24 protein-coding genes are annotated in these 19,193 nt (G+C 55.5%); 7 read left to right on the top strand and 17 right to left on the bottom strand.

Annotated elements, in window-relative coordinates:
- Window positions 1–91 precede the first annotated feature (91 nt).
- Genes mltC through mutY form a run of 3 tightly spaced genes read right to left on the bottom strand, consistent with a single transcriptional unit; the run spans window position 92 to window position 2,575 of the window.
- Window positions 92–1,168, bottom strand: a complete 1,077-nt coding sequence (mltC, locus tag ACQG2G_RS18160) for a membrane-bound lytic murein transglycosylase MltC (protein WP_013098675.1) — start codon at window positions 1,166–1,168, stop codon at window positions 92–94.
- Between the two features lie 56 nt (window positions 1,169–1,224).
- Window positions 1,225–1,497 carry an oxidative damage protection protein gene (locus tag ACQG2G_RS18155; RefSeq protein WP_013098674.1) on the bottom strand — a complete coding sequence of 91 codons (273 nt, stop codon included), beginning with the start codon at window positions 1,495–1,497 and terminating at the stop codon, window positions 1,225–1,227.
- 25 nt (window positions 1,498–1,522) lie between these two features.
- A complete protein-coding gene (mutY, locus tag ACQG2G_RS18150) occupies window positions 1,523–2,575 on the bottom strand; it encodes an A/G-specific adenine glycosylase (protein WP_248078888.1) in 1,053 nt (350 codons plus the stop codon).
- 144 nt (window positions 2,576–2,719) lie between these two features.
- Between mutY and trmB the strand changes: the two genes are divergently transcribed.
- Genes trmB through ACQG2G_RS18135 form a run of 3 tightly spaced genes read left to right on the top strand, consistent with a single transcriptional unit; the run spans window position 2,720 to window position 4,538 of the window.
- On the top strand, window positions 2,720–3,439 hold the full coding sequence (gene trmB / locus ACQG2G_RS18145; protein ID WP_013098672.1) for a tRNA (guanosine(46)-N7)-methyltransferase TrmB: 720 nt from the start codon (window positions 2,720–2,722) through the stop codon (window positions 3,437–3,439).
- Window positions 3,439–3,765, top strand: a complete 327-nt coding sequence (locus ACQG2G_RS18140) for a YggL family protein (RefSeq protein WP_003862421.1) — start codon at window positions 3,439–3,441, stop codon at window positions 3,763–3,765. Before trmB ends, ACQG2G_RS18140 begins: the two co-directional genes overlap by 1 nt.
- A gap of 56 nt (window positions 3,766–3,821) precedes the next feature.
- On the top strand, window positions 3,822–4,538 hold the full coding sequence (locus tag ACQG2G_RS18135) for a DUF2884 domain-containing protein (RefSeq protein ID WP_023621456.1): 717 nt from the start codon (window positions 3,822–3,824) through the stop codon (window positions 4,536–4,538).
- Between the two features lie 70 nt (window positions 4,539–4,608).
- Here ACQG2G_RS18135 and ACQG2G_RS18130 read toward each other — a convergent pair whose 3' ends face one another.
- The 6 genes from ACQG2G_RS18130 to ACQG2G_RS18105 are packed head-to-tail and all read right to left on the bottom strand — an operon-like array spanning window position 4,609 to window position 8,324.
- Complete coding sequence (locus tag ACQG2G_RS18130) at window positions 4,609–4,947, bottom strand: endonuclease domain-containing protein (RefSeq protein WP_038420556.1); 339 nt, start codon at window positions 4,945–4,947, stop codon at window positions 4,609–4,611.
- Window positions 4,948–5,003: 56 nt separating this feature from the next.
- Window positions 5,004–6,152: a radical SAM family heme chaperone HemW gene (hemW, locus tag ACQG2G_RS18125; protein WP_020687055.1), complete on the bottom strand. Its 1,149-nt coding sequence runs from the start codon at window positions 6,150–6,152 to the stop codon at window positions 5,004–5,006.
- Entirely contained in the window at window positions 6,145–6,738 is a 594-nt protein-coding gene (locus ACQG2G_RS18120; RefSeq protein WP_061772120.1) for an XTP/dITP diphosphatase, read from the bottom strand. Before ACQG2G_RS18120 ends, hemW begins: the two co-directional genes overlap by 8 nt.
- Window positions 6,739–6,750: 12 nt before the next feature.
- Window positions 6,751–7,038, bottom strand: a complete 288-nt coding sequence (yggU, locus tag ACQG2G_RS18115; RefSeq protein ID WP_038983536.1) for a DUF167 family protein YggU — start codon at window positions 7,036–7,038, stop codon at window positions 6,751–6,753.
- Complete coding sequence (locus ACQG2G_RS18110) at window positions 7,035–7,601, bottom strand: YggT family protein (RefSeq protein WP_013098667.1); 567 nt, start codon at window positions 7,599–7,601, stop codon at window positions 7,035–7,037. The genes yggU and ACQG2G_RS18110 overlap by 4 nt, the downstream gene beginning before the upstream one ends.
- A gap of 21 nt (window positions 7,602–7,622) precedes the next feature.
- Complete coding sequence (locus tag ACQG2G_RS18105) at window positions 7,623–8,324, bottom strand: YggS family pyridoxal phosphate-dependent enzyme (protein ID WP_061772121.1); 702 nt, start codon at window positions 8,322–8,324, stop codon at window positions 7,623–7,625.
- Between the two features lie 17 nt (window positions 8,325–8,341).
- On the opposite strand from ACQG2G_RS18105, the gene ACQG2G_RS18100 reads away from it, so the two are divergent.
- Window positions 8,342–9,322, top strand: a complete 981-nt coding sequence (locus ACQG2G_RS18100) for a type IV pilus twitching motility protein PilT (protein WP_029883139.1) — start codon at window positions 8,342–8,344, stop codon at window positions 9,320–9,322.
- Between the two features lie 10 nt (window positions 9,323–9,332).
- Here the strand turns inward: ACQG2G_RS18100 and ruvX are convergent, their stop codons facing one another.
- The 8 genes from ruvX to metK form a co-directional block, all read right to left on the bottom strand.
- Window positions 9,333–9,749, bottom strand: a complete 417-nt coding sequence (gene ruvX, locus ACQG2G_RS18095) for a Holliday junction resolvase RuvX (protein WP_006811925.1) — start codon at window positions 9,747–9,749, stop codon at window positions 9,333–9,335.
- Entirely contained in the window at window positions 9,749–10,309 is a 561-nt protein-coding gene (locus tag ACQG2G_RS18090) for a YqgE/AlgH family protein (RefSeq protein WP_013098664.1), read from the bottom strand. The genes ruvX and ACQG2G_RS18090 overlap by 1 nt, the downstream gene beginning before the upstream one ends.
- Before the next feature lie 86 nt (window positions 10,310–10,395).
- Entirely contained in the window at window positions 10,396–11,343 is a 948-nt protein-coding gene (gene gshB / locus ACQG2G_RS18085) for a glutathione synthase (protein WP_061772122.1), read from the bottom strand.
- 19 nt (window positions 11,344–11,362) lie between these two features.
- Window positions 11,363–12,094, bottom strand: a complete 732-nt coding sequence (rsmE, locus tag ACQG2G_RS18080; protein WP_061772123.1) for a 16S rRNA (uracil(1498)-N(3))-methyltransferase — start codon at window positions 12,092–12,094, stop codon at window positions 11,363–11,365.
- A 52-nt stretch (window positions 12,095–12,146) separates the two neighbouring features.
- Window positions 12,147–12,854, bottom strand: a complete 708-nt coding sequence (gene endA / locus ACQG2G_RS18075; protein ID WP_013098661.1) for a deoxyribonuclease I — start codon at window positions 12,852–12,854, stop codon at window positions 12,147–12,149.
- 94 nt (window positions 12,855–12,948) lie between these two features.
- Window positions 12,949–13,446: a SprT family zinc-dependent metalloprotease gene (locus tag ACQG2G_RS18070; RefSeq protein ID WP_003860035.1), complete on the bottom strand. Its 498-nt coding sequence runs from the start codon at window positions 13,444–13,446 to the stop codon at window positions 12,949–12,951.
- Between the two features lie 58 nt (window positions 13,447–13,504).
- Window positions 13,505–14,902 carry a galactose/proton symporter gene (galP, locus tag ACQG2G_RS18065; RefSeq protein ID WP_020687062.1) on the bottom strand — a complete coding sequence of 466 codons (1,398 nt, stop codon included), beginning with the start codon at window positions 14,900–14,902 and terminating at the stop codon, window positions 13,505–13,507.
- A 350-nt stretch (window positions 14,903–15,252) separates the two neighbouring features.
- Window positions 15,253–16,407, bottom strand: coding sequence for a methionine adenosyltransferase (gene metK, locus ACQG2G_RS18060; protein ID WP_013098658.1), 1,155 nt, complete (start codon window positions 16,405–16,407; stop codon window positions 15,253–15,255).
- A 425-nt stretch (window positions 16,408–16,832) separates the two neighbouring features.
- Between metK and ACQG2G_RS18055 the strand changes: the two genes are divergently transcribed.
- The 3 genes from ACQG2G_RS18055 (at window position 16,833) to speA (ending at window position 19,187) form a co-directional block, all read left to right on the top strand.
- The gene (locus ACQG2G_RS18055; protein ID WP_418250466.1) at window positions 16,833–16,976 is read left to right on the top strand and encodes a hypothetical protein; all 144 of its coding nucleotides are present in this window, start codon (window positions 16,833–16,835) and stop codon (window positions 16,974–16,976) included.
- Between the two features lie 94 nt (window positions 16,977–17,070).
- Window positions 17,071–17,202, top strand: a complete 132-nt coding sequence (gene yqgB, locus ACQG2G_RS18050; protein WP_127312443.1) for an acid stress response protein YqgB — start codon at window positions 17,071–17,073, stop codon at window positions 17,200–17,202.
- Between the two features lie 8 nt (window positions 17,203–17,210).
- A complete protein-coding gene (speA, locus tag ACQG2G_RS18045) occupies window positions 17,211–19,187 on the top strand; it encodes a biosynthetic arginine decarboxylase (RefSeq protein WP_014833212.1) in 1,977 nt (658 codons plus the stop codon).
- Window positions 19,188–19,193: the final 6 nt, after the last annotated feature.

Genomic DNA, 19,193 nt, shown 5'->3' with positions numbered 1-19,193 from the left:
GATGCCCCCTCACCCTAACCCTCTCCCAAAGGGAGAGGGAACTTGAATACCCTCTCCCTTTGGGAGAGGGCAGGGTGAGGGGTGTTATTTTCTAGCGGCGACGGTAGTTCTTCTGCGCCGTATTCACCTTATACAGATAACGACGGGATTCCGCAGACGGGTGGCGGGTGGTGAGGGTGGCGTAGACATCCCCCGGCGCCATGCTGTTGATGATATTTGCGGCCTGCACTTTGTCATTCGAGAAGACACGCAGCACGCTGCCTGCACCGCCGTTATAAGCGGTAATGACCGCATAACGACGTGAGGTTGGGTTATCAATCCCGCCCAGATAAACATTATTCAGCATCGCCAGATAGGCCGTACCGGTATCAATGTTGCTTTGCGGGTCAAACAGATAGCTACGGCTCGGCGTGCCCGATTTCCCCTGTGCGCGGAACACGTCTTTACCGGCGCTGTGCTGGACAACCTGCATTAGCCCCAGCGCGTCGGAACGGCTCACGGCGTACGGGTTAAAGGACGACTCGGTCTGCATGATCGCCAGGATCAGCGACTCATCCACGCCATATTTACGTGACGCCTGACGCACCATGCCCAGATACTTATGCGCACGCTTGTCGAGGTGGTTCGGCACCAGGTTAATTGTGACGCTATAAATCACTTTCAGGCCGTTGGTACGGCTTTTCAGACGCGTTTGCAGCAGATAGTCGGCGAATTTCGTGGCGCGGCCTTCCCAGCGGATTGGCTGACCGGTCTGGTCCACGACCTGACCGTACAGGAACGGCTCTTTAGAAATGGTAATGTCGTCGGCGTCGGAGTAGAGATCGATAGAACCCGGATCGTCGCCCATCAGCAGGGTTTTGATGATGGCCTGCCGTAAATGCGCCGCAGGGTCAGTCCCCGCGATGGTTTCAACCGTGATCGTACCGTCATCGAAGTTGATGTGGCTACGGGTCTGGTAGGCGTCGGTGTACTTAACGTAATCCTTAGGTCCGGCGATAAGAACTTCGTTAAATCCCCATATGTTCTCGATGTTGTGGGCAAACTGCCCCATCAAAATATCAAAACCGTTGGTGTCCTTAACCCAGGCTTCGTTGTATTCATCGCCTTTTTTTGATGAACACGAGACAAGCAACGGCGCAACAAGGGCTAGCGCTAAAATTTTTTTCATCATTCCGGGAGTGCGTGTTGTGTTTGCTTGAACGGCGGGGTTTCCCCCGCGCGCTGTTATTTTTCCGGCGGCGTATAGCCTTCGATGTGCACGTCTTTACCTTCGAACAGGAAGTTCACCATCTCCTGCTCCAGCAGCTTGCGGTGTTCCGGGTTCATCATGCTGAGTTTTTTCTCGTTAATCAGCATGGTCTGTTTTTTCTGCCACTGTCCCCAGGCTTCTTTGGAGATCTCGTTATAAATGCGCTTACCCAGTTCGCCCGGATAGAGCTGGAAGTCCTGGCCTTCAGCGTCGCGCTGCAGGAAAGTACAAAAAATGGTTCTGGCCATACTCATTCCTCTTTTTTAGCCGATGCTAAACCATTGCACCGGCACGTAATTGTTGTAACAGGCGCTCCACGGGAGCCGCCAGCCCGACTGATGGCGGTTGCGCTAAGTTATACCAGAGAGCGGTGCCTTCATCCATGCACGAGGCGAAGGAGGACACGGGAAGCCACATCGGCACAATATCCAGATGGAAATGGCTGAAAGTGTGGCGAAACGCGGTCTGCTGCGTCAGGTTATCGGCAGCAATGCCGCGCTGTTTAAGCCAGGCCCGGAGCGTGGCCTCATCTTCAAACTGTGGGAAGCAGTATAGACCACCCCAGAGGCCGCTCGGCGGGCGCTGCGCCAGAAAGACCTCGTCCCCGTGCTGCATCAACAGCATGTAACCGGTGCGCTCCGGCAGCGTCTGCTTCGGCTTTTTACCGGGATACTGCGCCCAGGAATGATTTGCGTACGCCACGCACAGGTTATTAAGCGGGCAGAGCTCGCATTTTGGTTTCGAGCGCGTGCAGACCATCGCACCGAGATCCATCATCGCCTGGTTAAACCGCTCCACGCCCTTTGCCGGGGTCACCGCTTCGCTGATCTCCCACAGCCGCTTTTCGACCTCTTTTTTCCCCGGCCAGCCGTCAACCGCATAGCAACGTGCCAGCACGCGCTTCACGTTACCGTCAAGGATCGGGAAATGTTTGCCGAGGGACAGTGAGAGGATGGCACCCGCGGTGGATCGCCCAACGCCGGGTAAATCCGCCACCTCGTCGAAGGTTTCCGGGAATTTACCGTTGTGGCGCGTCGCGACCTGCTGTGCGGCTTTGTGCAGATTGCGCGCGCGGGCGTAATAGCCAAGCCCTGTCCACAGGTGCAGCACCTCGTCTAACGGCGCGTTGGCCAGATCGGTTACCGTGGGAAAGCGCGCCATAAAATGCTCAAAATAAGGGATCACCGTGGCAACCTGCGTTTGTTGCAACATCACTTCGGAGAGCCATACTTTGTAAGGCGTTTTTTCAATTTGCCAGGGCAGGGTTTTACGCCCGTATTTGTCGTACCAGTCCAGCACCTGGGCTGAAAATTGAGAGGCTTGCATGGTCATCGATTCGTATAATCAGGGACGCCGATTGCAGCACAGCGTCAATCTGCTGTAAACCGGATCTTTCCCATGCTTGCATAGAAGCCTTAACTTTGGATAATGCCCGTTTCCCGAACATTCTCACAAGCAGACAACTCTTTTATGAAAAACGACGTCATTTCACCGGAATTTGATGAAAACGGTCGCCCGCTGCGCCGTATTCGCAGCTTTGTCCGCCGTCAGGGTCGCCTGACAAAAGGGCAGCAACACGCGCTGGACAACTACTGGCCGGTGATGGGCGTTGAGTTCAGCGAGCAGCCGCTCGACTTTGCCGACCTGTTCGGTCGCGATGCGCCAGTGACCCTGGAGATCGGCTTTGGTATGGGCACCTCGCTGGTGACCATGGCGAAAGCCCGCCCGGACCAGAACTTCCTCGGCATAGAAGTGCATTCTCCAGGCGTTGGCGCGTGTCTGGCCACCGCCCACGAAGAGGGGGTCGAGAACCTGCGCGTGATGTGTCACGACGCGGTGGAAGTGCTGCACAAAATGATTCCTGACAATTCTTTGAACATGGTTCAGCTCTTTTTCCCTGACCCGTGGCACAAAGCACGTCATAATAAGCGCCGTATCGTTCAGGCGCCGTTTGCTGAGCTGGTAAAAAGTAAGCTGAAACTGGGCGGTGTCTTCCATATGGCGACCGACTGGGAACCGTATGCGGAACATATGCTGGAAGTGATGTCGTCTCTGGACGGGTATAAAAACCAGTCAGAGAGCAACGACTATGTACCGCGTCCGGAATCGCGTCCGGTAACGAAATTTGAACAGCGTGGCCATCGTCTTGGTCACGGCGTATGGGACTTAATGTTCGAGAGGGTGAAATAATGGCAAAGAATCGTAGCCGTCGTCTGCGTAAAAAGATGCACATCGAAGAATTCCAGGAAGTGGGCTTCTCCGTTGCCTGGCGTTTCCCGGAAGGCACCAGCGTTGAGCAGATCGATCAGGACGTTGATGCGTTCATCAACGAGGTGATCGAGCCAAACAAGCTGGCCTTCGACGGTAGCGGCTATCTGGCGTGGGAAGGTCTTATCTGCACCCAGGAAGTGGGTAAATGCACCGAAGAACATCAGGCGCTGGTACGTAAATGGCTTGAAGACCACAAACTGGAAGATGTCCGCGTCAGCGAACTTTTCGACGTTTGGTGGGACTAATAAAGAAGTCAGGGGCCAGCATTAGCTGGCCCATTTTGTCTGAGGGAGTGTTAAAGATGCGCAAAACGTTGCTGGCTGTTGTCTTAATGGCAACCGGATTCACCGCCCATGCGGAGTATAAATGTAGCGTCACCCCGCGTGATGACGTGGTGTTAAGTCCGCAAACCGTTCAGGTTAAAGGTGAGAACGGCAATCTGGTCATCACGCCGCAGGGTGATGTCACGTTCAATGGCAAACAGTACAACCTGACCGCCGCGCAGCGTGAGCAGGCCAGAGACTACCAGGCCGATTTGCGTACTGCGCTGCCGTGGATTGACGAAGGTGCGCTGACCCGCGTTGAGAAAGGCCGCGTTGCGCTGGATAAGATCATTACCAAAGAGGTGGGTGAGAGCAGCAACATGCGCACCCGCCTGACGAAGCTCGACAAACAGCTGAAAGAGCAGATGAACCGGATTATCGAGCATCGTACCGACGGCCTGACGTTCCACTACAAAGCGATTGATCAGGTGCGTGCTGACGGCCAGCAGCTGGTGAATCAGGCCATGGGCGGTATCCTGCAGGACAGCATTAACGAGATGGGCGCCAAAGCGGTACTGAAAGGCGGCGGTAACCCGCTGCAGGGCGTGCTGGGTAGCCTGGGCGGTCTGCAGACCTCGATTCAGAACGAGTGGAAGAATCAGGAAGCCGATTTCCAGCAGTTCGGTAAAGACGTGTGTAAACGCGTGGTGTCGCTGGAAGATAGCAGGAAGGCGCTGGTGGGTACGTTGAAGTAGCCCCTTTGCGCGCAGGGCCCCTCTCCCCTGGGGTGAGGGAGTAACCGTTCCCTCTCCCTGTGGGAGAGGGTTAGGGTGAGGGCATCAGGCTCTGCAGTCGTTGAAGAATGATATGCAACACTTCCTCTTCGTTAACGCGAAACTCATTATTCCAGAACCGTACGACTTCCCATCCGTTGGTATTTAAAAACTCGGTACGATGCGAGTCATACTCCTCTTTTTCCTGATGTTGCCCCCCATCCAGCTCAACAATTAGCTTTGCCTTAAAGCAGGCAAAATCCACGATATACGCACCAATTGGCATCTGACGGCGAAACTTATACCCAAAGAAGCGACGACCTCTGAGCAAATACCAGAGGCGTATCTCTTCGGGTGTCATTTGTTTGCGGAGTTGTTTTGATTTTTCCATCCCCACACTCTGCCAGCCTTTCCCTCAGCTGGCAGAACGGGATGCAAAATCCTGAATCAGCCTTCAGATTCTTCGGCGAGGAACAGCTCAAGAAGGGAGTTTAAGAACAGTTTGCCGTGCTCGGTGATCTGCCAGTATTCCTCACATTCCGTGAGATACCCCTGTGCCAGCGCCTCGTCAATTTGTGGGCGAATCACGGTTTCCGGCAACCCGGTATAAAGGGCAAACTCTTTACGCGGCGCGGCTTCCAGCAGGCGGAAGCGGTTCATAAAGAACTCAAACGGCTTATCCACCGCCTCGACATCGTGCTGCCGTTCGAGATAACGACCTTCCATATATCCGCGCGGATGGCGCGTTTTTGCGGTACGCAGGATACGCCCGTCAGGGAACGTCACTTTACCGTGCGCGCCGCAGCCAATGCCCAGATAGTCGCCAAAGCGCCAGTAGTTGAGGTTGTGCTGGCACTGGTAGCCCGGCTTCGCATAGGCCGACGTTTCGTACTGCTGATAGCCTGCGGCGGTCAACAGTTGATGGCCCTGCTCGAAGATATCCCACAGCGCATCGTCATCCGGCAGCACCGGCGGACGAGAGCCAAACAGCGTATTGGGCTCGATGGTCAGCTGATACCACGAAAGATGCGGCGGGTTCAGGGCAATCGCCTGACGCAAATCGTCCAGCGCCTCTTCCAGCGACTGATCCGGCAGGCCGTGCATCAGGTCGAGGTTAAAACTGCGCAGACCCAGCCCAGTAGCCAGCTTTGCCGCCCGCTTCGCCTCTTCCGGGCCGTGAATACGCCCCAGTCGTTTTAACTTCGGTTCGCTAAAGCTCTGCACGCCGATGGAAATCCGGTTCACGCCCGCCCGCTGATACTCGACAAAACGGTCGGCCTCAACGGTACCGGGGTTGGCTTCCATCGTAATTTCAGCATCCGCTGCCAGATTCAGGCGCGCACGCACGCCGTCCAGCAGCGTCTGCATCGCCGGGCCTGACAGCAGGCTCGGCGTACCGCCACCAATAAAAATGGTCTTCACTTCACGTCCCTGTGCGTAAGGTACATCGGCATCCAGGTCGGCCAGCAGATGTGCAACGTAATCATCGTGCGGCACTTCACCTTTCAGCGCATGCGAGTTGAAATCGCAGTACGGACATTTCTGCACGCACCAGGGGATATGAATATAAAGACTCAGAGGCGGCAAATTAGCCATTACGCAGGGCTTCCAGTAACAGTTTCAGGGCGCGTCCACGGTGGGAAAGCGCGCTTTTTTCTTCGCGGGTCAGTTCCGCAGCGGTTTTGCCCTCAGTCGGGACAAAGAAAATCGGATCGTAGCCAAAGCCGCCGTTACCGGTGGCTTCACGGGTAATCACCCCCGGCCAGCTGCCGTGGCAGACGACAGGCGTGGGGTCTTCAGCGTGACGCATATAAACCAGCACGCAGTGGAACTGCGCGGTACGCTGTTCGTCTGGCACATCCTTCAGGGCGACAAGCAGCTTTTCCAGATTCTGCTGGTCGGTGGCGTCCACGCCTGAATAGCGGGCAGAGTAAATGCCCGGAGCACCGCCCAGAAAATCAACCGCCAGACCGGAATCATCGGCAATCGCGGGCAGGCCGGTGACCTGTGCGGCATGGCGTGCTTTCAGGATCGCGTTTTCGATAAACGTCAGGCCGGTCTCTTCGGCGGACTCCACGCCCAGCTCGGTCTGCGCCACCACATCCAGCCCAAAATCATTTAATAGCGAGGCCAGCTCGCGCACTTTACCGGCGTTGCCGGTAGCGAGAACAACTTTCTGCATCGTTTTATCCTGTTAAATCAGAGCCGCGACTTCCGTCGGGATGGATTGCGGATTAAGGATTTTTACCTGTTTATGCCGCCCAAGTTCACCCTTTTCTATGATGACCTGGCTTTTAGCAACGCGAAACTGTTTTGCCAGATATTTGGTCAGATGCGCATTTGCCTGGCCATCTACCGGTGGGGCGGTGATGGCGACTTTTAACTCGTCGCCATGCAGTCCAATAATATTGTCACGGCTGGCTTTCGGCTGAATATACAGCCGTAAAACCAGCCCATCAGCGCAGGTGCTTACTGCACTCATAGCGCCATCCACAGCCCCGGCAGCAGCATATCGCCCGTGGACTGTAACAGCTCGGCAATGCCCATATTAACGACATACAGCAGCAGAACCAGGATCATCGGGGAAAAGTCGATGCCGCCCATTGACGGGAGCAGGTTGCGGATAGGGCGCAGCAGCGGTTCCGCCAGCTGAATCAATGCATATTCCACCGGGCTGCGGCCCTGGCTGACCCAACTCATGATGGCCATGACCAGCAGCACCCAGAAGATCAGCAGACCGATGGTTTTAATCAGGATCAGGACGGCAGCAATCCAGATGATCGGCTGGAAGGTGATGACCATAAACAGCACAATCGCTTTGATAACGCTCAGAATAAACGCCACCAGCAGCGATGCGCTGTCAATGGGGCCCATCGCCGGAATAATACGGCGCAGCGGCCCCACAACAGGTTGGGTGATTTTCACGACAAACTGCGAGAACGGGTTATAAAAATCACAGCGGGCCCACTGCATCCAGACGCGCAGCAAAAGCGCCATCGTATACAGCTCAATGACCGTTGAGAGCAGGAAAGTCAACGTCTTCATGGCGTTCCTCAGGTTTCCTTATTATTGGGTGTAGTCGCGCGCACCGAAAATTGCCGTGCCGATGCGCACCATAGTGCTGCCTGCCGCGATGGCGGCTTCCATATCATCCGACATGCCCAGAGAAAGCGTGTCTACCGTTTCATAGCGCGCTTTAAGCGCCCCAAATGCTACAGCCATTTGCTGTGCCACGGCAAACTGCCTTTCATAACTTGACTCAGGCGCCGGGATTGCCATCAAACCGCGCAGGGTTAAGCGCGGCAGCGCGGCCACTTCAGCCGCCAGCGCATCCAGCTCGCTCAGCGCAATGCCGGACTTGCTGTTTTCATCGCTGATGTTGATTTGAATCAGCACGTTAAGCGCGGGCAGCTCCGCCGGGCGCTGATCGTTCAGACGTGTGGCAATGCGCAGACGGTCAATGGTGTGGCACCAGTCAAAGTGCTCTGCCACCAGACGGCTTTTATTCGACTGCAGTGGGCCAATAAAGTGCCATTGCAGGCCGGTATTCCCCTGCTCCTGGAAGTAGCGAATTTTATCCACGCCTTCCTGCACGTAGTTTTCACCAAATGCACGCTGGCCTGCATCAATCGCTTCTGCGATGGCGCTCGCAGGCTTGGTTTTGCTCACTGCAAGTAACGTAATTTCTTCTGAAGCACGGCCGCAACGTGTTGCTGCGGCTGAGATTTTGTCCCGGACCTGTGCCAGGTTATGCGCAATGTTGTTCATTTTCCGAAGAGTAATGTATGGATGTGGAAGAAATTGTGGCCCTTAGTGTAAAGCATAATGTCTCCGATCTACACCTGTGCAGTGATTCGCCACCGCGCTGGCGCAGAGTAGGCCGCCTTGAACCGGCTCCCTTTCCCTCTCCCGATGTGGATGCGTTACTGAAAACGTGGCTCAACGATGAGCAGCAGGGGGCATGGTGGGCAAGCGGGCAGGTGGATTTTGCCGTGACCCTTACGGGAAACCAGCGCCTGCGCGCAAGCGCCTTTAAACAGATGAAGGGCAACTCAATCACGCTACGCCTGTTGCCCCGGGCCTGTCCGCAGCTCTCCGCCCTGGGGGTTCCCCGGGCTATCCCGGAACTCTTATCCCACGACAGCGGGCTGATACTGGTGACGGGGGCAACCGGCAGCGGCAAATCGACCACCCTTGCGGCAATGGTGGATTTTCTTAATCACCAGACGGATGGGCATATTCTGACGCTGGAAGATCCGGTGGAGTTTGTCTATCAGAGTGAACGTTGCCTGATTCAGCAGCGAGAGATCGGCCTGCACAGTCCCTCATTTGCCGAGGCGCTGCGCGCTGCGTTGCGTGAAGATCCGGATGTCATCCTGCTGGGAGAACTGCGCGACAGCGAAACGATCCGCCTGGCGCTGACGGCCGCTGAAACCGGGCATCTGGTGCTGGCGACGCTGCACACGCGCGGTGCCTCTCAGGCGATTGAACGGCTGGTCGATACGTTCCCGGCGCAGGAGAAAGACCCGGTGCGTAATCAGCTGGCCGGCAGCCTGCGGGCGGTGCTGGCGCAAAGACTGCTTCCCGACCTGCAGGGTGGTCGCGTCGCGCTGTATGAGCTGCTGGTGAATACGCCAGCGGCAGCGAACCTTATCCGCGAAGGTAAAACGTGGCAGTTGCCCGGGATTATTCAAACCGGTCAGCAGGCGGGGATGCAGAACTTTGACCAGAGCCTGGCAGAGCGACGGGCGCAGGGGCGGTTGTAGGCTCCGGCGCTCAGTAACCCTGTTCGAAATAGCTTTCGAGGATAATGACGGCAGAAGCCGAATCGACGCTGCCTTTGTTGAGTGCGCGGAAACCCCCGTGCTCAAACAGGCCGGCACGCGCTTCGACGGTACTCAATCGTTCGTCGTGGAGCTTCACGGAGACGCCAAAGCGACCGTGGATTTTATTGGCAAACTTACGCGCGCGGGCGGTAAGCGGCTGTTCAGTGCCATCCATGTTCAGCGGCAGACCGACAATCACATCGTCTGGCTGCCACTCTTTGAGCAGACGCTCAATGAGGTTCCAGTCTGGTGTGCCGTCGTTCGCCTTAAGGGCCGTGAGCGGGCGAGCGGTGCCGGTGATACGCTGGCCGACGGCGACGCCAATGCTTTTCGTGCCAAAGTCGAAGGCCAGAAGTGTGCCGCTCATTACGCGTGCCCCGCTACGCCTGGCATGGTCAGAATATCAATGCCAATCAGTTTCGCCGCATCACGCCAGCGATCGGCGATAGGGGTTTTAAACAGGATATTCATATCCGCAGGTGCGGTGAGCCAGGCGTTATCCAGGATCTCCTGTTCAAGCTGACCCTTCTCCCAGGAGGCGTAACCCAGAGCCACCAGCACTTCGGAAGGCTGCTCTGCGGTGCCCAGCGTTTCCAGCACATCGCGGGAGGTGGTGATTACCGTGTTGTCAGAGATACGAATACTGGAAGAGAAAATGGGCGGCGTATGCAGGATAAAACCGCGATCCTCTGCAAGGGGGCCACCCAGCATTACCGGTTTATCAAGACGGATTTCCGGCAGGCGCGCTTCAGCTGTAATTTTCAGCTTTTCCAGAATCCCTTCAACCTGCAGGTTTTCCAGCGGTTTGTTGATGATAATGCCCATCGCGCCGTCTTCATTGTATTCACAAATATAAACCACGGAGCGGCGGAAAATCGGGTCCTGGAGAGCAGGCATGGCAATAAGAAAGTGATGCTGTAAATTCATTGTCAGAGGTACTGTTTCCTGGTTTAAAAAGCGACAGCCCCAGTATGCGGACAAACCGGGGTGCTGTCACTAATAGTATTGGTAAGTTATTTCTGGAGACGTTTTTCGATGGCGTCCATCAGCATTCCGGTGATCGAGACCGGGAATTCCGCTTCAATTTCACGAATGCAGGTCGGGCTGGTAACGTTCACTTCGGTCAGACGATCGCCAATGATATCCAGGCCAACAAAGATCAGGCCTTTGGCTTTCAGCGTTGGGCCGACGCGGCGGGCAATTTCCCAGTCGCTTTCGGTTAACGGACGCGGTTCGCCACGACCACCGGCCGCCAGATTGCCACGGGTTTCGCCCCCCTGCGGGATACGTGCCAGGCAGTAAGGCACGGGTTCACCATCCACGATCAGGACGCGTTTATCGCCGTCTTTAATCGCGGGCAGATAGTTCTGTGCCATGCAGTAACGCGTACCCAGTTCGGTCAGCGTTTCGGCAATCACGCCGATATTCGGGTCGCCTTCTTTTACGCGGAAAATAGACGCACCGCCCATGCCGTCCAGCGGCTTCATGATGATATCACCGTGCTTCTGCCAGAATGCCTTAAGCTGTGTTTTGCTGCGGGTCACCAGCGTTTCCGGCGTCAGATCGGAGAACCAGGCGGTATAGAGCTTTTCGTTGCAGTCGCGCAGGCTCTGCGGTTTATTGACGATAAGCGTCCCTTTTTCTTCTGCGCGCTCAAGGATATAGGTGCAGTAGATGTATTCGGTGTCGAACGGAGGATCTTTACGCATCAGGATGACGTTGAGATCGGCGAGCGCAATATCCTGCTCGCTGCCGAATTCGTACCATTTGTCGTAATTCTGCTCGACGTTAACGATGCGGGTGAGTGCGCGGGCTTCACCGTTGATCAGATAAAGATCGTTCATCTCCATATAGTGGAGCTCATAGCCGCGTCGCTGCGCTTCCAGCAGCATGGCGAAGCTGGAATCTTTCTTGATGTTAATGTTTGCGATGGGGTCCATCACGATGCCGAGCTTGATCATGTTCTTCTCCGTTAATGGGTCAACCCAGATCGCCAAACCGCACCTGTAGCGCGGTGATGGCTGTGAGTGCCGTTGTCTCAGTGCGCAGAACGCGAGGTCCCAACAGAATATCAGTAAACTGGTAACGCGCCGTCATGGCAATTTCATCTGCCGACAGGCCGCCTTCCGGGCCAATCAGCAGGCGTACACGCTCAACGGGCAGCGGCAACGTATTGATGCTGGCGCTGGCGCGCGGATGGAGATTAAGCTTGAGCCCGCTCTCCTCTTCTGCACACCAGTCTTCCAGGTCCATCGCCGGGCGGAGCTCCGGAATACGGTTGCGGCCACTCTGTTCACAGGCAGCAATGGCAATTTTCTGCCACTGCTGGATCTTCTTGTTCAGACGTTCCGCGTCCAGTTTAACGCCGCAGCGCTCAGAAAAAAGTGGCGTAATGAGGCTTACACCCAGTTCAATGGATTTCTGAATGGTGAACTCCATCTTTTCCCCGCGCGACATCACCTGGCCCAGATGAATGTGCAGCGGCGATTCACGGTCATCGATTTCGCCGCGCAGCACATTGACGTGCACGCTTTTTTTATCCGCCCGCGTAATTTCCGCGTCGAAAACCTGGTTGGAGCCGTCAAACAGCTGAATCGCCTGGCCTGCCCCCATGCGCAGCACGCGGCCAACGTGGTTGGCGGCATCGTCAGACAGGGCGATTTCGCGGCCAGCGGTAATCAGTTCAGGGTGATAGATGCGAGGAATACGCATAGTCAAAAATTCCATGTGTCATGCTGTGTAAGCGAATTGCCGCTAGTGTAGGTTAGCTCTTTTGCGCCTGGCAAGCCCGCTGGACGTAAGGGTTATGATTCCCCTGGACCCTGGCGATGCGTTCGTCGCGCTGACATTCCCACTCGGTGACCGGGTATTGTTTATTCCAGGCGTTAAACAGTTGGGTTTGCTGGCGGGAAAGGTTGAGGTTGTAACGATCGCGCATATAGAAGTACGTGCGGGCAATGCTGCCGCGTGCCCGGGCGGGTGGTTCAGCGACTTTCTCTTTAAAATCAACCTTCATACCGCACTGGCCATACTGACCTTCGCCACCGTTCCACTGGCTGTACATAAAGTTGCCGCGATCGCCATTGACTTCGCCAACCGCCGGCTGCAGGTTGTGCATATCGCTTTCCATCTGACGATAGACCGGATCTTTGGCGCAGTTTTTACGTCCGCCATCCTGCCAGCACTGGCGCTGATGGCCAAACTGCCATGCCGGAACTACATGCTCCCACTCGATGCGGCTGGCGCGGTTTTCGTTTTTACGCACCTTATAGCCGCAGGATTCAAGGTCAACGATCCCTTTTTTACCCTGCCAGTTAATTTTGCAGCCACAGTAGAAATCGCCCGGCACGTCGGCGTTGACCTTCACGCCTGCCGCTTTGGCCTGGGAAAAACTGTTGATACCGTCGGCCAGAGCCTGGCCGGAGAGGGCCGTTGTCAAAAAGGCAACCGCGAGAGAGAAATTACGGGACATCTTACACTCCGTGTCAAAACGAGCCCGCAACGTAGCGAAAGTTGTTCCGGTATGCAATCAGCCAGATCAGGAAAGTTCCTGAAAGTTCAGTTGGTTATTCTGCGACCAGTGGCTCGCCGCACTTCACGCAGCGGTAGGTTGCCTCGCCGCGTACCACACGATTATGGCGACGAACGGTGAGCTGATGCTGCTGGCACTGGCAGCGGTAGGGGAAGGTATTACGGCGTACCGATTCCAGTTCAAACTGATGAGTCCGGCGTGCCGGAACGCCGAGCACCGCCTCCATCATCCATTTCCACTCTTTGCCGTGCGGAGCCACGCGGCCGAAGTGTTTCCATACCAGAAGGTGTGCCAGTTCGTGCGGTACCACCTCCTCGATAAACGCCTGCTGGTTTTCCATCATCAGAACCGGGTTCAGGCGGATCTCATAGGATTCCAGCCAGGCGGTACCCGCCGCGGTTCCTCGCTGCTGGTAGACGAGTTTCGGTTCCGGATAATTACGGCCGAGCTTCAGGTTGGCCTGGGCGAGTTTTTCCCGCAGGCTGCGCATAACGGCTTGCTGAATGGCGATGGGGAGACGGGGTGCTTTCATAGGGGCAGAGCATAAAGCGCGAAGCGGGGAGGCGCAAGAGGCGCCTCCCGCAAGAGGATTAGTCGTGTGCGCCGATTTCGCGCAGCGGACGACCTTTCATCAGGTTACGTTCAATGTGTTCCAGTGAAACGTGTTTGGTTTCAGGAACCAGCCAGACGGTGAGAACAATAAAGAACAGGTTCAGACCGGCGTAGACCCAGAAGGTGTTCGCATTACCCAGCGTGTTGAGCATGGTGAGGAACGTGGCACCGACGATCATATTGGCAATCCAGTTGGTCGCGGTAGAGCAGGTGATACCGAAATCACGCCCTTTCAGCGGCTGGATTTCAGAGCACAGAACCCAAATCAGCGGACCGGCACTCATTGCAAACCCGACGATAAACATCAGCAGCATACCTACCGCCAGGTACTGCGCGGTTGGAGAGTGAATGCCCATATGCATCATGGTACCGAGAATCCCCATACCGGCGGCCATCACCAGGAAGCCCAGAGTCAGCGTTGGCTTACGTCCCCAGCGGTCGACCAGACCGATGGCGATGAAAGTCGCCAGCACGTTGGTCAGCCCCACGATCACGGTGCCCCACATCTGCTCGGTGGTATTGGTATAACCCGCCAGTTCAAAGATTTTTGGCGCGTAATACATGATGACGTTCATCCCGGTGAACTGCTGCATTACCTGTAACAGCACGCCAAGGAATACCGCGCGGCGGAAGTTGCTGTTCTCTTTGAACAGCGCCCAGCCAGACTGTTTCACCTTCAGGCTTTCGCGGATCTCTTCCAGCTCGTTTTTCGCCTCTGCGCTGGTATCTCGCAGGCGTAAGAGTACCCGTTCAGCATCGTGGAAGCGGCGTTTGGCGGCAAACCAGCGCGGGCTGTCCGGCAGGAAGAATACGCCAATCAGCAGCAGAACGGCAGGAATGATGATCACGCCCAGCATCCAGCGCCATGCGCCGCTGTAGCTGAACGCGGTATCGGACAGGTAAGCGCCCAAAATACCGATGGTGATCATCAGCTGGTACATCGAAATCATACTGCCGCGGATTTTCTCCGGCGCGATTTCTGACAGGTAAAGCGGCGCGGTATAAGACGCGACGCCCACGGCCAGCCCCAACAGCACGCGGGAAAGAATAAGCACTTCAACGTTAGGGGCGGCGGCAGAGAAGAGGGAACCGGCGACGAAGAGGATCGCGCCAATCATCAGGCTCTTTTTACGTCCCAGTTTGAAAGAGAGCCAGCCGCTGCCGACGGCCCCGACGGCCGCGCCAAACATCATGGAGCTGACCACCCATTCCTGGGTATGTGCATTAATCTGGAATTCGTCTGCGATGAAGGGAAGAGCGCCGGCAATCACGCCGATATCCAGGCCAAAGAGTAATCCTGCCAGGGCGGCAAGGAAGCAGACGAAGAAAGTCATCGCCTTGTTGGACGTACGCCCCTGTTTATTATTGTCAGGCATTATGCCCTCCAGTTGGGTTATCAGTTTTATCGATGTTAAGGGTAGGTGAGCGACCCGTAAAAATATGTGAGACAAATCACAATGGTGTAATCGGTTACACTAAGCTGCAACCGTAAAAATAATTAAAGCTTTGAAAATATAGAGGTAAATTAATTGATGTGCATCGCGTTTGTTTGAATTTCAGACTTAACTGAAAGGAAATGTAACAGCAGAAGAAAGGCGATCATGCAAAGAGAATATTCTGAAAGCGGGGTATAGAAAGTGAGGTGTAAGCGGTTCCAAACATTGCCGCCACCCGACATAAAAAAGGCCAGCACAAAGGCTGGCCTGTTTAAGCAGCGGGTAGTCGATTACTTCAGACCGGCAGCTTCACGCAGCAGAGCGGCTTTGTCGGTTTTTTCCCATGGGAAATGTTCGCGACCAAAGTGACCGTATGCTGCGGTTTCTTTGTAGATTGGGTGCAGCAGATCCAGCATCTGAATCAGGCCGTATGGACGCAGGTCGAAGAACTCGCGCACCAGCAGGGTCAGCTGTTCTGAAGGCACTTTTTCAGTACCGAAGGTTTCAACCATGATGGAGGTTGGCTCTGCCACGCCGATGGCGTAGGAAACCTGGATCTCACAGCGGTCAGCCAGGCCTGCAGCAACGATGTTTTTTGCCACATAGCGTGCAGCGTAAGCAGCAGAACGGTCCACTTTTGATGGATCTTTACCGGAGAATGCACCGCCACCGTGACGCGCCATGCCGCCGTAGGTATCAACGATGATTTTACGACCGGTCAGACCGCAGTCACCCATTGGGCCGCCAATCACAAAGCGTCCGGTTGGGTTGATGAAGTATTTGGTTGCGCTGCTCAGCCATTCGGTTGGCAGAACAGGCTTGATGATCTCTTCCATCACTGCTTCCTGCAGGGATTTCTGATCGATATCTTCGGCATGCTGGGTAGACAGAACCACCGCGTCAATGCCGACGATTTTGCCGTCGTCGTACTGGAAGGTCACCTGGCTTTTTGCATCCGGGCGCAGCCATGGCAGGGTGCCGTTTTTACGCACTTCAGCCTGGCGCTGCACCAGACGGTGCGCGTAGGTCACCGGTGCTGGCATCAGCACGTCGGTTTCGTTGGTTGCATAGCCGAACATCAGGCCCTGGTCGCCCGCGCCCTGTTCCAGCGGATCGGCACGGTCAACGCCCTGGTTGATGTCTGGAGACTGTTTACCAATTGCGCTCAGAACCGCGCAGGAATTGGCATCAAAGCCCATATCAGAATGTACATAACCGATCTCACGTACCGTGTTACGGGTGATCTCTTCGATATCAACCCATGCGCTGGTGGTGATCTCACCGCCAACCAGAACCATGCCGGTTTTGACATAGGTTTCACACGCTACGCGCGCTTTCGGATCCTGAGTCAGGATCGCATCCAGCACCGCATCGGAGATTTGGTCAGCAATTTTATCAGGATGTCCTTCTGATACGGACTCGGACGTAAACAGGTGTTTTGCCATGTTTTATTTCACCTAAGAGGAATTTGGTTAGCTCAAGCTGCTGTGTGGAATAGCCAAAGGAGATAATTCTACCAAGGCCGCAGGTTTTTTGACACTGGCAGTATGAGTGTTAATCAGTATAGATGGATTAACATCTGGATGGCTATTTTAGGTCACTTCTTCGCCCGATTTCCAGTTTTTTTTGACAACGCTCTCACTGAGTTGAATTCATTACTGGAAATTTTTCCTGACGCTCCTGGCAACCCGCGTATTTATCTTTTGCTTTTTACCCCTGTTCTCGGTATAAAACGCGGCGCGCGGCTCATACCAAAAAAGCGCTCGATGAACTCATCGTGTCGCCACTTCCAGCCGGGTTAAGCAGTGAACTTTTAGCTTTGGCTTGTGGTCCGTTTCAGCAGAGGCGGCCGTGGAGGTGATACGAGATAATGAACCATCGTTTTCCGCTAATTCAGCGCAGCCGTTCTGGCGCGCATTTGATTCCCGCAACCCGCATTTCTAGTCTGCAAACCTGCCGATGTTATACCCATCTCGGCGCTTCTCAGGATTCCAGGGCCGGTCACGCTTTGTGAAAACTGAACAAGGGCGCTCTTGTTAATACAAGAGTTTTCTCGTGGTTTCGCCGAACCTTGTCATACAGAGTTCGGATACGTGTTTTACAATGATATGAATAAGAAACCGGTCGCACGGTCTGGATTTCAGCATACTCTGCTGGGAAACGGAGCCGTTTATGGGTTGTTATCGCCGTATAACGCTGCGATAGTAGTCAACTGTTTTACACTTAATACAAAGAGTTGAGGTTCGCTATGTCTGACGACATGTCTTCTTTTTCGCCTTCGTCAGCGGGCGAACAGGGTGTACTACGTTCCATGCAGGAGGTTGCGATGAGCTCCCAGGAAGCCAGCAAGATGCTGCGCACTTACAATATTGCCTGGTGGGGCAATAACTACTACGACGTCAACGAGCTGGGCCACATCAGCGTCTGCCCGGACCCGGACGTCCCTGAAGCGCGCGTGGATCTCGCCAAACTGGTGAAAGCACGTGAGGCGCAGGGCCAGCGTTTGCCTGCACTGTTCTGCTTCCCGCAGATCCTGCAACACCGTCTGCGTTCTATTAACGCCGCGTTCAAGCGTGCGCGTGAATCTTACGGTTACAAAGGCGACTACTTCCTGGTTTACCCCATCAAGGTGAACCAGCACCGCCGCGTCATTGAATCCCTGATCCACTCCGGCGAACCGCTGGGCCTGGAAGCGGGTTCAAAAGCAGAGCTGATGGCCGTACTGGCGCATGCGGGCATGACCCGTTCAGTGATCGTCTGTAACGGCTATAAAGACCGTGAATACATTCGTCTGGCGCTGATTGGCGAGAAGATGGGCCATAAGGTCTATCTGGTTATCGAGAAGATGACAGAAATCGCCATCGTACTGGAAGAAGCCGAGCGCCTGAACGTGGTGCCACGTCTTGGCGTGCGTGCGCGTCTGGCCTCGCAGGGTTCCGGTAAATGGCAGTCCTCCGGCGGCGAAAAATCTAAATTCGGTCTGGCGGCAAACCAGGTACTGCAGCTGGTGGAAATTCTGCGCGAGCGCGGCCGTCTGGACAGCATTCAACTGCTGCACTTCCACCTCGGTTCGCAGATGGCCAACATTCGTGATATCGCCACCGGCGTGCGTGAGTCAGCGCGTTTCTACGTTGAGCTGCACAAGCTCGGCGTCAATATTCAGTGCTTTGACGTGGGCGGCGGCCTGGGCGTGGACTATGAAGGTACCCGCTCGCAGTCCGACTGCTCCGTAAACTACGGCCTGAACGAATACGCGAACAACATTATCTGGGCGATTGGCGATGCCTGTGAAGAGCACGGCCTGCCGCACCCGACGGTGATCACCGAGTCTGGCCGCGCGGTGACCGCGCACCATACGGTGCTGGTCTCGAACATCATCGGCGTTGAGCGCAGCGAAATCACCGAAGCGACGCCTCCGCAAGACGATGCCCCGCGTTCGCTGCAAAGCATGTGGGAAACCTGGCAGGAGATGCACGAGCCGGGCACGCGCCGTTCACTGCGCGAATGGCTGCACGACAGCCAGATGGACCTGCATGATATTCACGTCGGCTACTCTTCAGGCACCTTTAGCCTGCAGGAGCGCGCGTGGGCCGAGCAGCTTTATCTGAACATGTGCCATGAAGTGCAGAAACAGCTGGACCCGAGCAACCGTGCGCACCGTCCGATTATCGACGAATTGCAGGAACGTATGGCTGACAAGATTTACGTCAACTTCTCGCTGTTCCAGTCGATGCCGGATGCCTGGGGTATCGATCAGCTGTTCCCGGTTCTGCCGCTGGAAGGGCTGAATCACGCCCCGGAACGTCGTGCGGTGCTGCTGGACATCACCTGTGACTCCGACGGTGCCATCGACCACTATGTTGACGGCGACGGTATCGCAACGACCATGCCAATGCCGGAATACGACCCGGAGAACCCGCCAATGCTGGGCTTCTTTATGGTCGGCGCGTATCAGGAGATCCTTGGCAACATGCATAACCTGTTCGGTGATACCGAAGCGGTTGACGTGTTTGTCTTCCCTGACGGCAGCGTGGAAGTGGAGCTGTCTGACGAAGGTGACACCGTGGCGGACATGCTGGAATACGTGCAGCTTGATCCGAAAACCCTGCTGACGCAATTCCGCGATCAGGTGAAAAACACCGGTCTGGATGACGCGCTGCAGCAGCAGTTCCTGGAAGAGTTTGAAGCGGGTCTGTACGGGTACACCTACCTGGAAGACGAGTAGGTTGAC

It is taken from the genome of Enterobacter cloacae complex sp. 382A5, assembly GCF_050031095.1.
GTDB classification, from domain to species: Bacteria; Pseudomonadota; Gammaproteobacteria; order Enterobacterales; family Enterobacteriaceae; genus Enterobacter; species Enterobacter cloacae.
Note: the sequence above shows the minus strand (reverse complement) of the source record. Positions and strands in the feature narration are given on the sequence as shown.

What these genes read in the sequence shown, in the direction of transcription:
- mltC (WP_013098675.1), bottom strand. Translation starts at nt 1,168, where the DNA reads ATGAAAAAAATTTTAGCGCTAGCCCTTGTTGCGCCGTTGCTTGTCTCG.
- ACQG2G_RS18155 (WP_013098674.1), bottom strand. Translation starts at nt 1,497, where the DNA reads ATGGCCAGAACCATTTTTTGTACTTTCCTGCAGCGCGACGCTGAAGGC.
- mutY (WP_248078888.1), bottom strand. Translation starts at nt 2,575, where the DNA reads ATGCAAGCCTCTCAATTTTCAGCCCAGGTGCTGGACTGGTACGACAAA.
- trmB (WP_013098672.1), top strand. Translation starts at nt 2,720, where the DNA reads ATGAAAAACGACGTCATTTCACCGGAATTTGATGAAAACGGTCGCCCG.
- ACQG2G_RS18140 (WP_003862421.1), top strand. Translation starts at nt 3,439, where the DNA reads ATGGCAAAGAATCGTAGCCGTCGTCTGCGTAAAAAGATGCACATCGAA.
- ACQG2G_RS18135 (WP_023621456.1), top strand. Translation starts at nt 3,822, where the DNA reads ATGCGCAAAACGTTGCTGGCTGTTGTCTTAATGGCAACCGGATTCACC.
- ACQG2G_RS18130 (WP_038420556.1), bottom strand. Translation starts at nt 4,947, where the DNA reads ATGGAAAAATCAAAACAACTCCGCAAACAAATGACACCCGAAGAGATA.
- hemW (WP_020687055.1), bottom strand. Translation starts at nt 6,152, where the DNA reads ATGGCTAATTTGCCGCCTCTGAGTCTTTATATTCATATCCCCTGGTGC.
- ACQG2G_RS18120 (WP_061772120.1), bottom strand. Translation starts at nt 6,738, where the DNA reads ATGCAGAAAGTTGTTCTCGCTACCGGCAACGCCGGTAAAGTGCGCGAG.
- yggU (WP_038983536.1), bottom strand. Translation starts at nt 7,038, where the DNA reads ATGAGTGCAGTAAGCACCTGCGCTGATGGGCTGGTTTTACGGCTGTAT.
- ACQG2G_RS18110 (WP_013098667.1), bottom strand. Translation starts at nt 7,601, where the DNA reads ATGAAGACGTTGACTTTCCTGCTCTCAACGGTCATTGAGCTGTATACG.
- ACQG2G_RS18105 (WP_061772121.1), bottom strand. Translation starts at nt 8,324, where the DNA reads ATGAACAACATTGCGCATAACCTGGCACAGGTCCGGGACAAAATCTCA.
- ACQG2G_RS18100 (WP_029883139.1), top strand. Translation starts at nt 8,342, where the DNA reads ATGGATGTGGAAGAAATTGTGGCCCTTAGTGTAAAGCATAATGTCTCC.
- ruvX (WP_006811925.1), bottom strand. Translation starts at nt 9,749, where the DNA reads ATGAGCGGCACACTTCTGGCCTTCGACTTTGGCACGAAAAGCATTGGC.
- ACQG2G_RS18090 (WP_013098664.1), bottom strand. Translation starts at nt 10,309, where the DNA reads ATGAATTTACAGCATCACTTTCTTATTGCCATGCCTGCTCTCCAGGAC.
- gshB (WP_061772122.1), bottom strand. Translation starts at nt 11,343, where the DNA reads ATGATCAAGCTCGGCATCGTGATGGACCCCATCGCAAACATTAACATC.
- rsmE (WP_061772123.1), bottom strand. Translation starts at nt 12,094, where the DNA reads ATGCGTATTCCTCGCATCTATCACCCTGAACTGATTACCGCTGGCCGC.
- endA (WP_013098661.1), bottom strand. Translation starts at nt 12,854, where the DNA reads ATGTCCCGTAATTTCTCTCTCGCGGTTGCCTTTTTGACAACGGCCCTC.
- ACQG2G_RS18070 (WP_003860035.1), bottom strand. Translation starts at nt 13,446, where the DNA reads ATGAAAGCACCCCGTCTCCCCATCGCCATTCAGCAAGCCGTTATGCGC.
- galP (WP_020687062.1), bottom strand. Translation starts at nt 14,902, where the DNA reads ATGCCTGACAATAATAAACAGGGGCGTACGTCCAACAAGGCGATGACT.
- metK (WP_013098658.1), bottom strand. Translation starts at nt 16,407, where the DNA reads ATGGCAAAACACCTGTTTACGTCCGAGTCCGTATCAGAAGGACATCCT.
- ACQG2G_RS18055 (WP_418250466.1), top strand. Translation starts at nt 16,833, where the DNA reads ATGAACCATCGTTTTCCGCTAATTCAGCGCAGCCGTTCTGGCGCGCAT.
- yqgB (WP_127312443.1), top strand. Translation starts at nt 17,071, where the DNA reads ATGAATAAGAAACCGGTCGCACGGTCTGGATTTCAGCATACTCTGCTG.
- speA (WP_014833212.1), top strand. Translation starts at nt 17,211, where the DNA reads ATGTCTGACGACATGTCTTCTTTTTCGCCTTCGTCAGCGGGCGAACAG.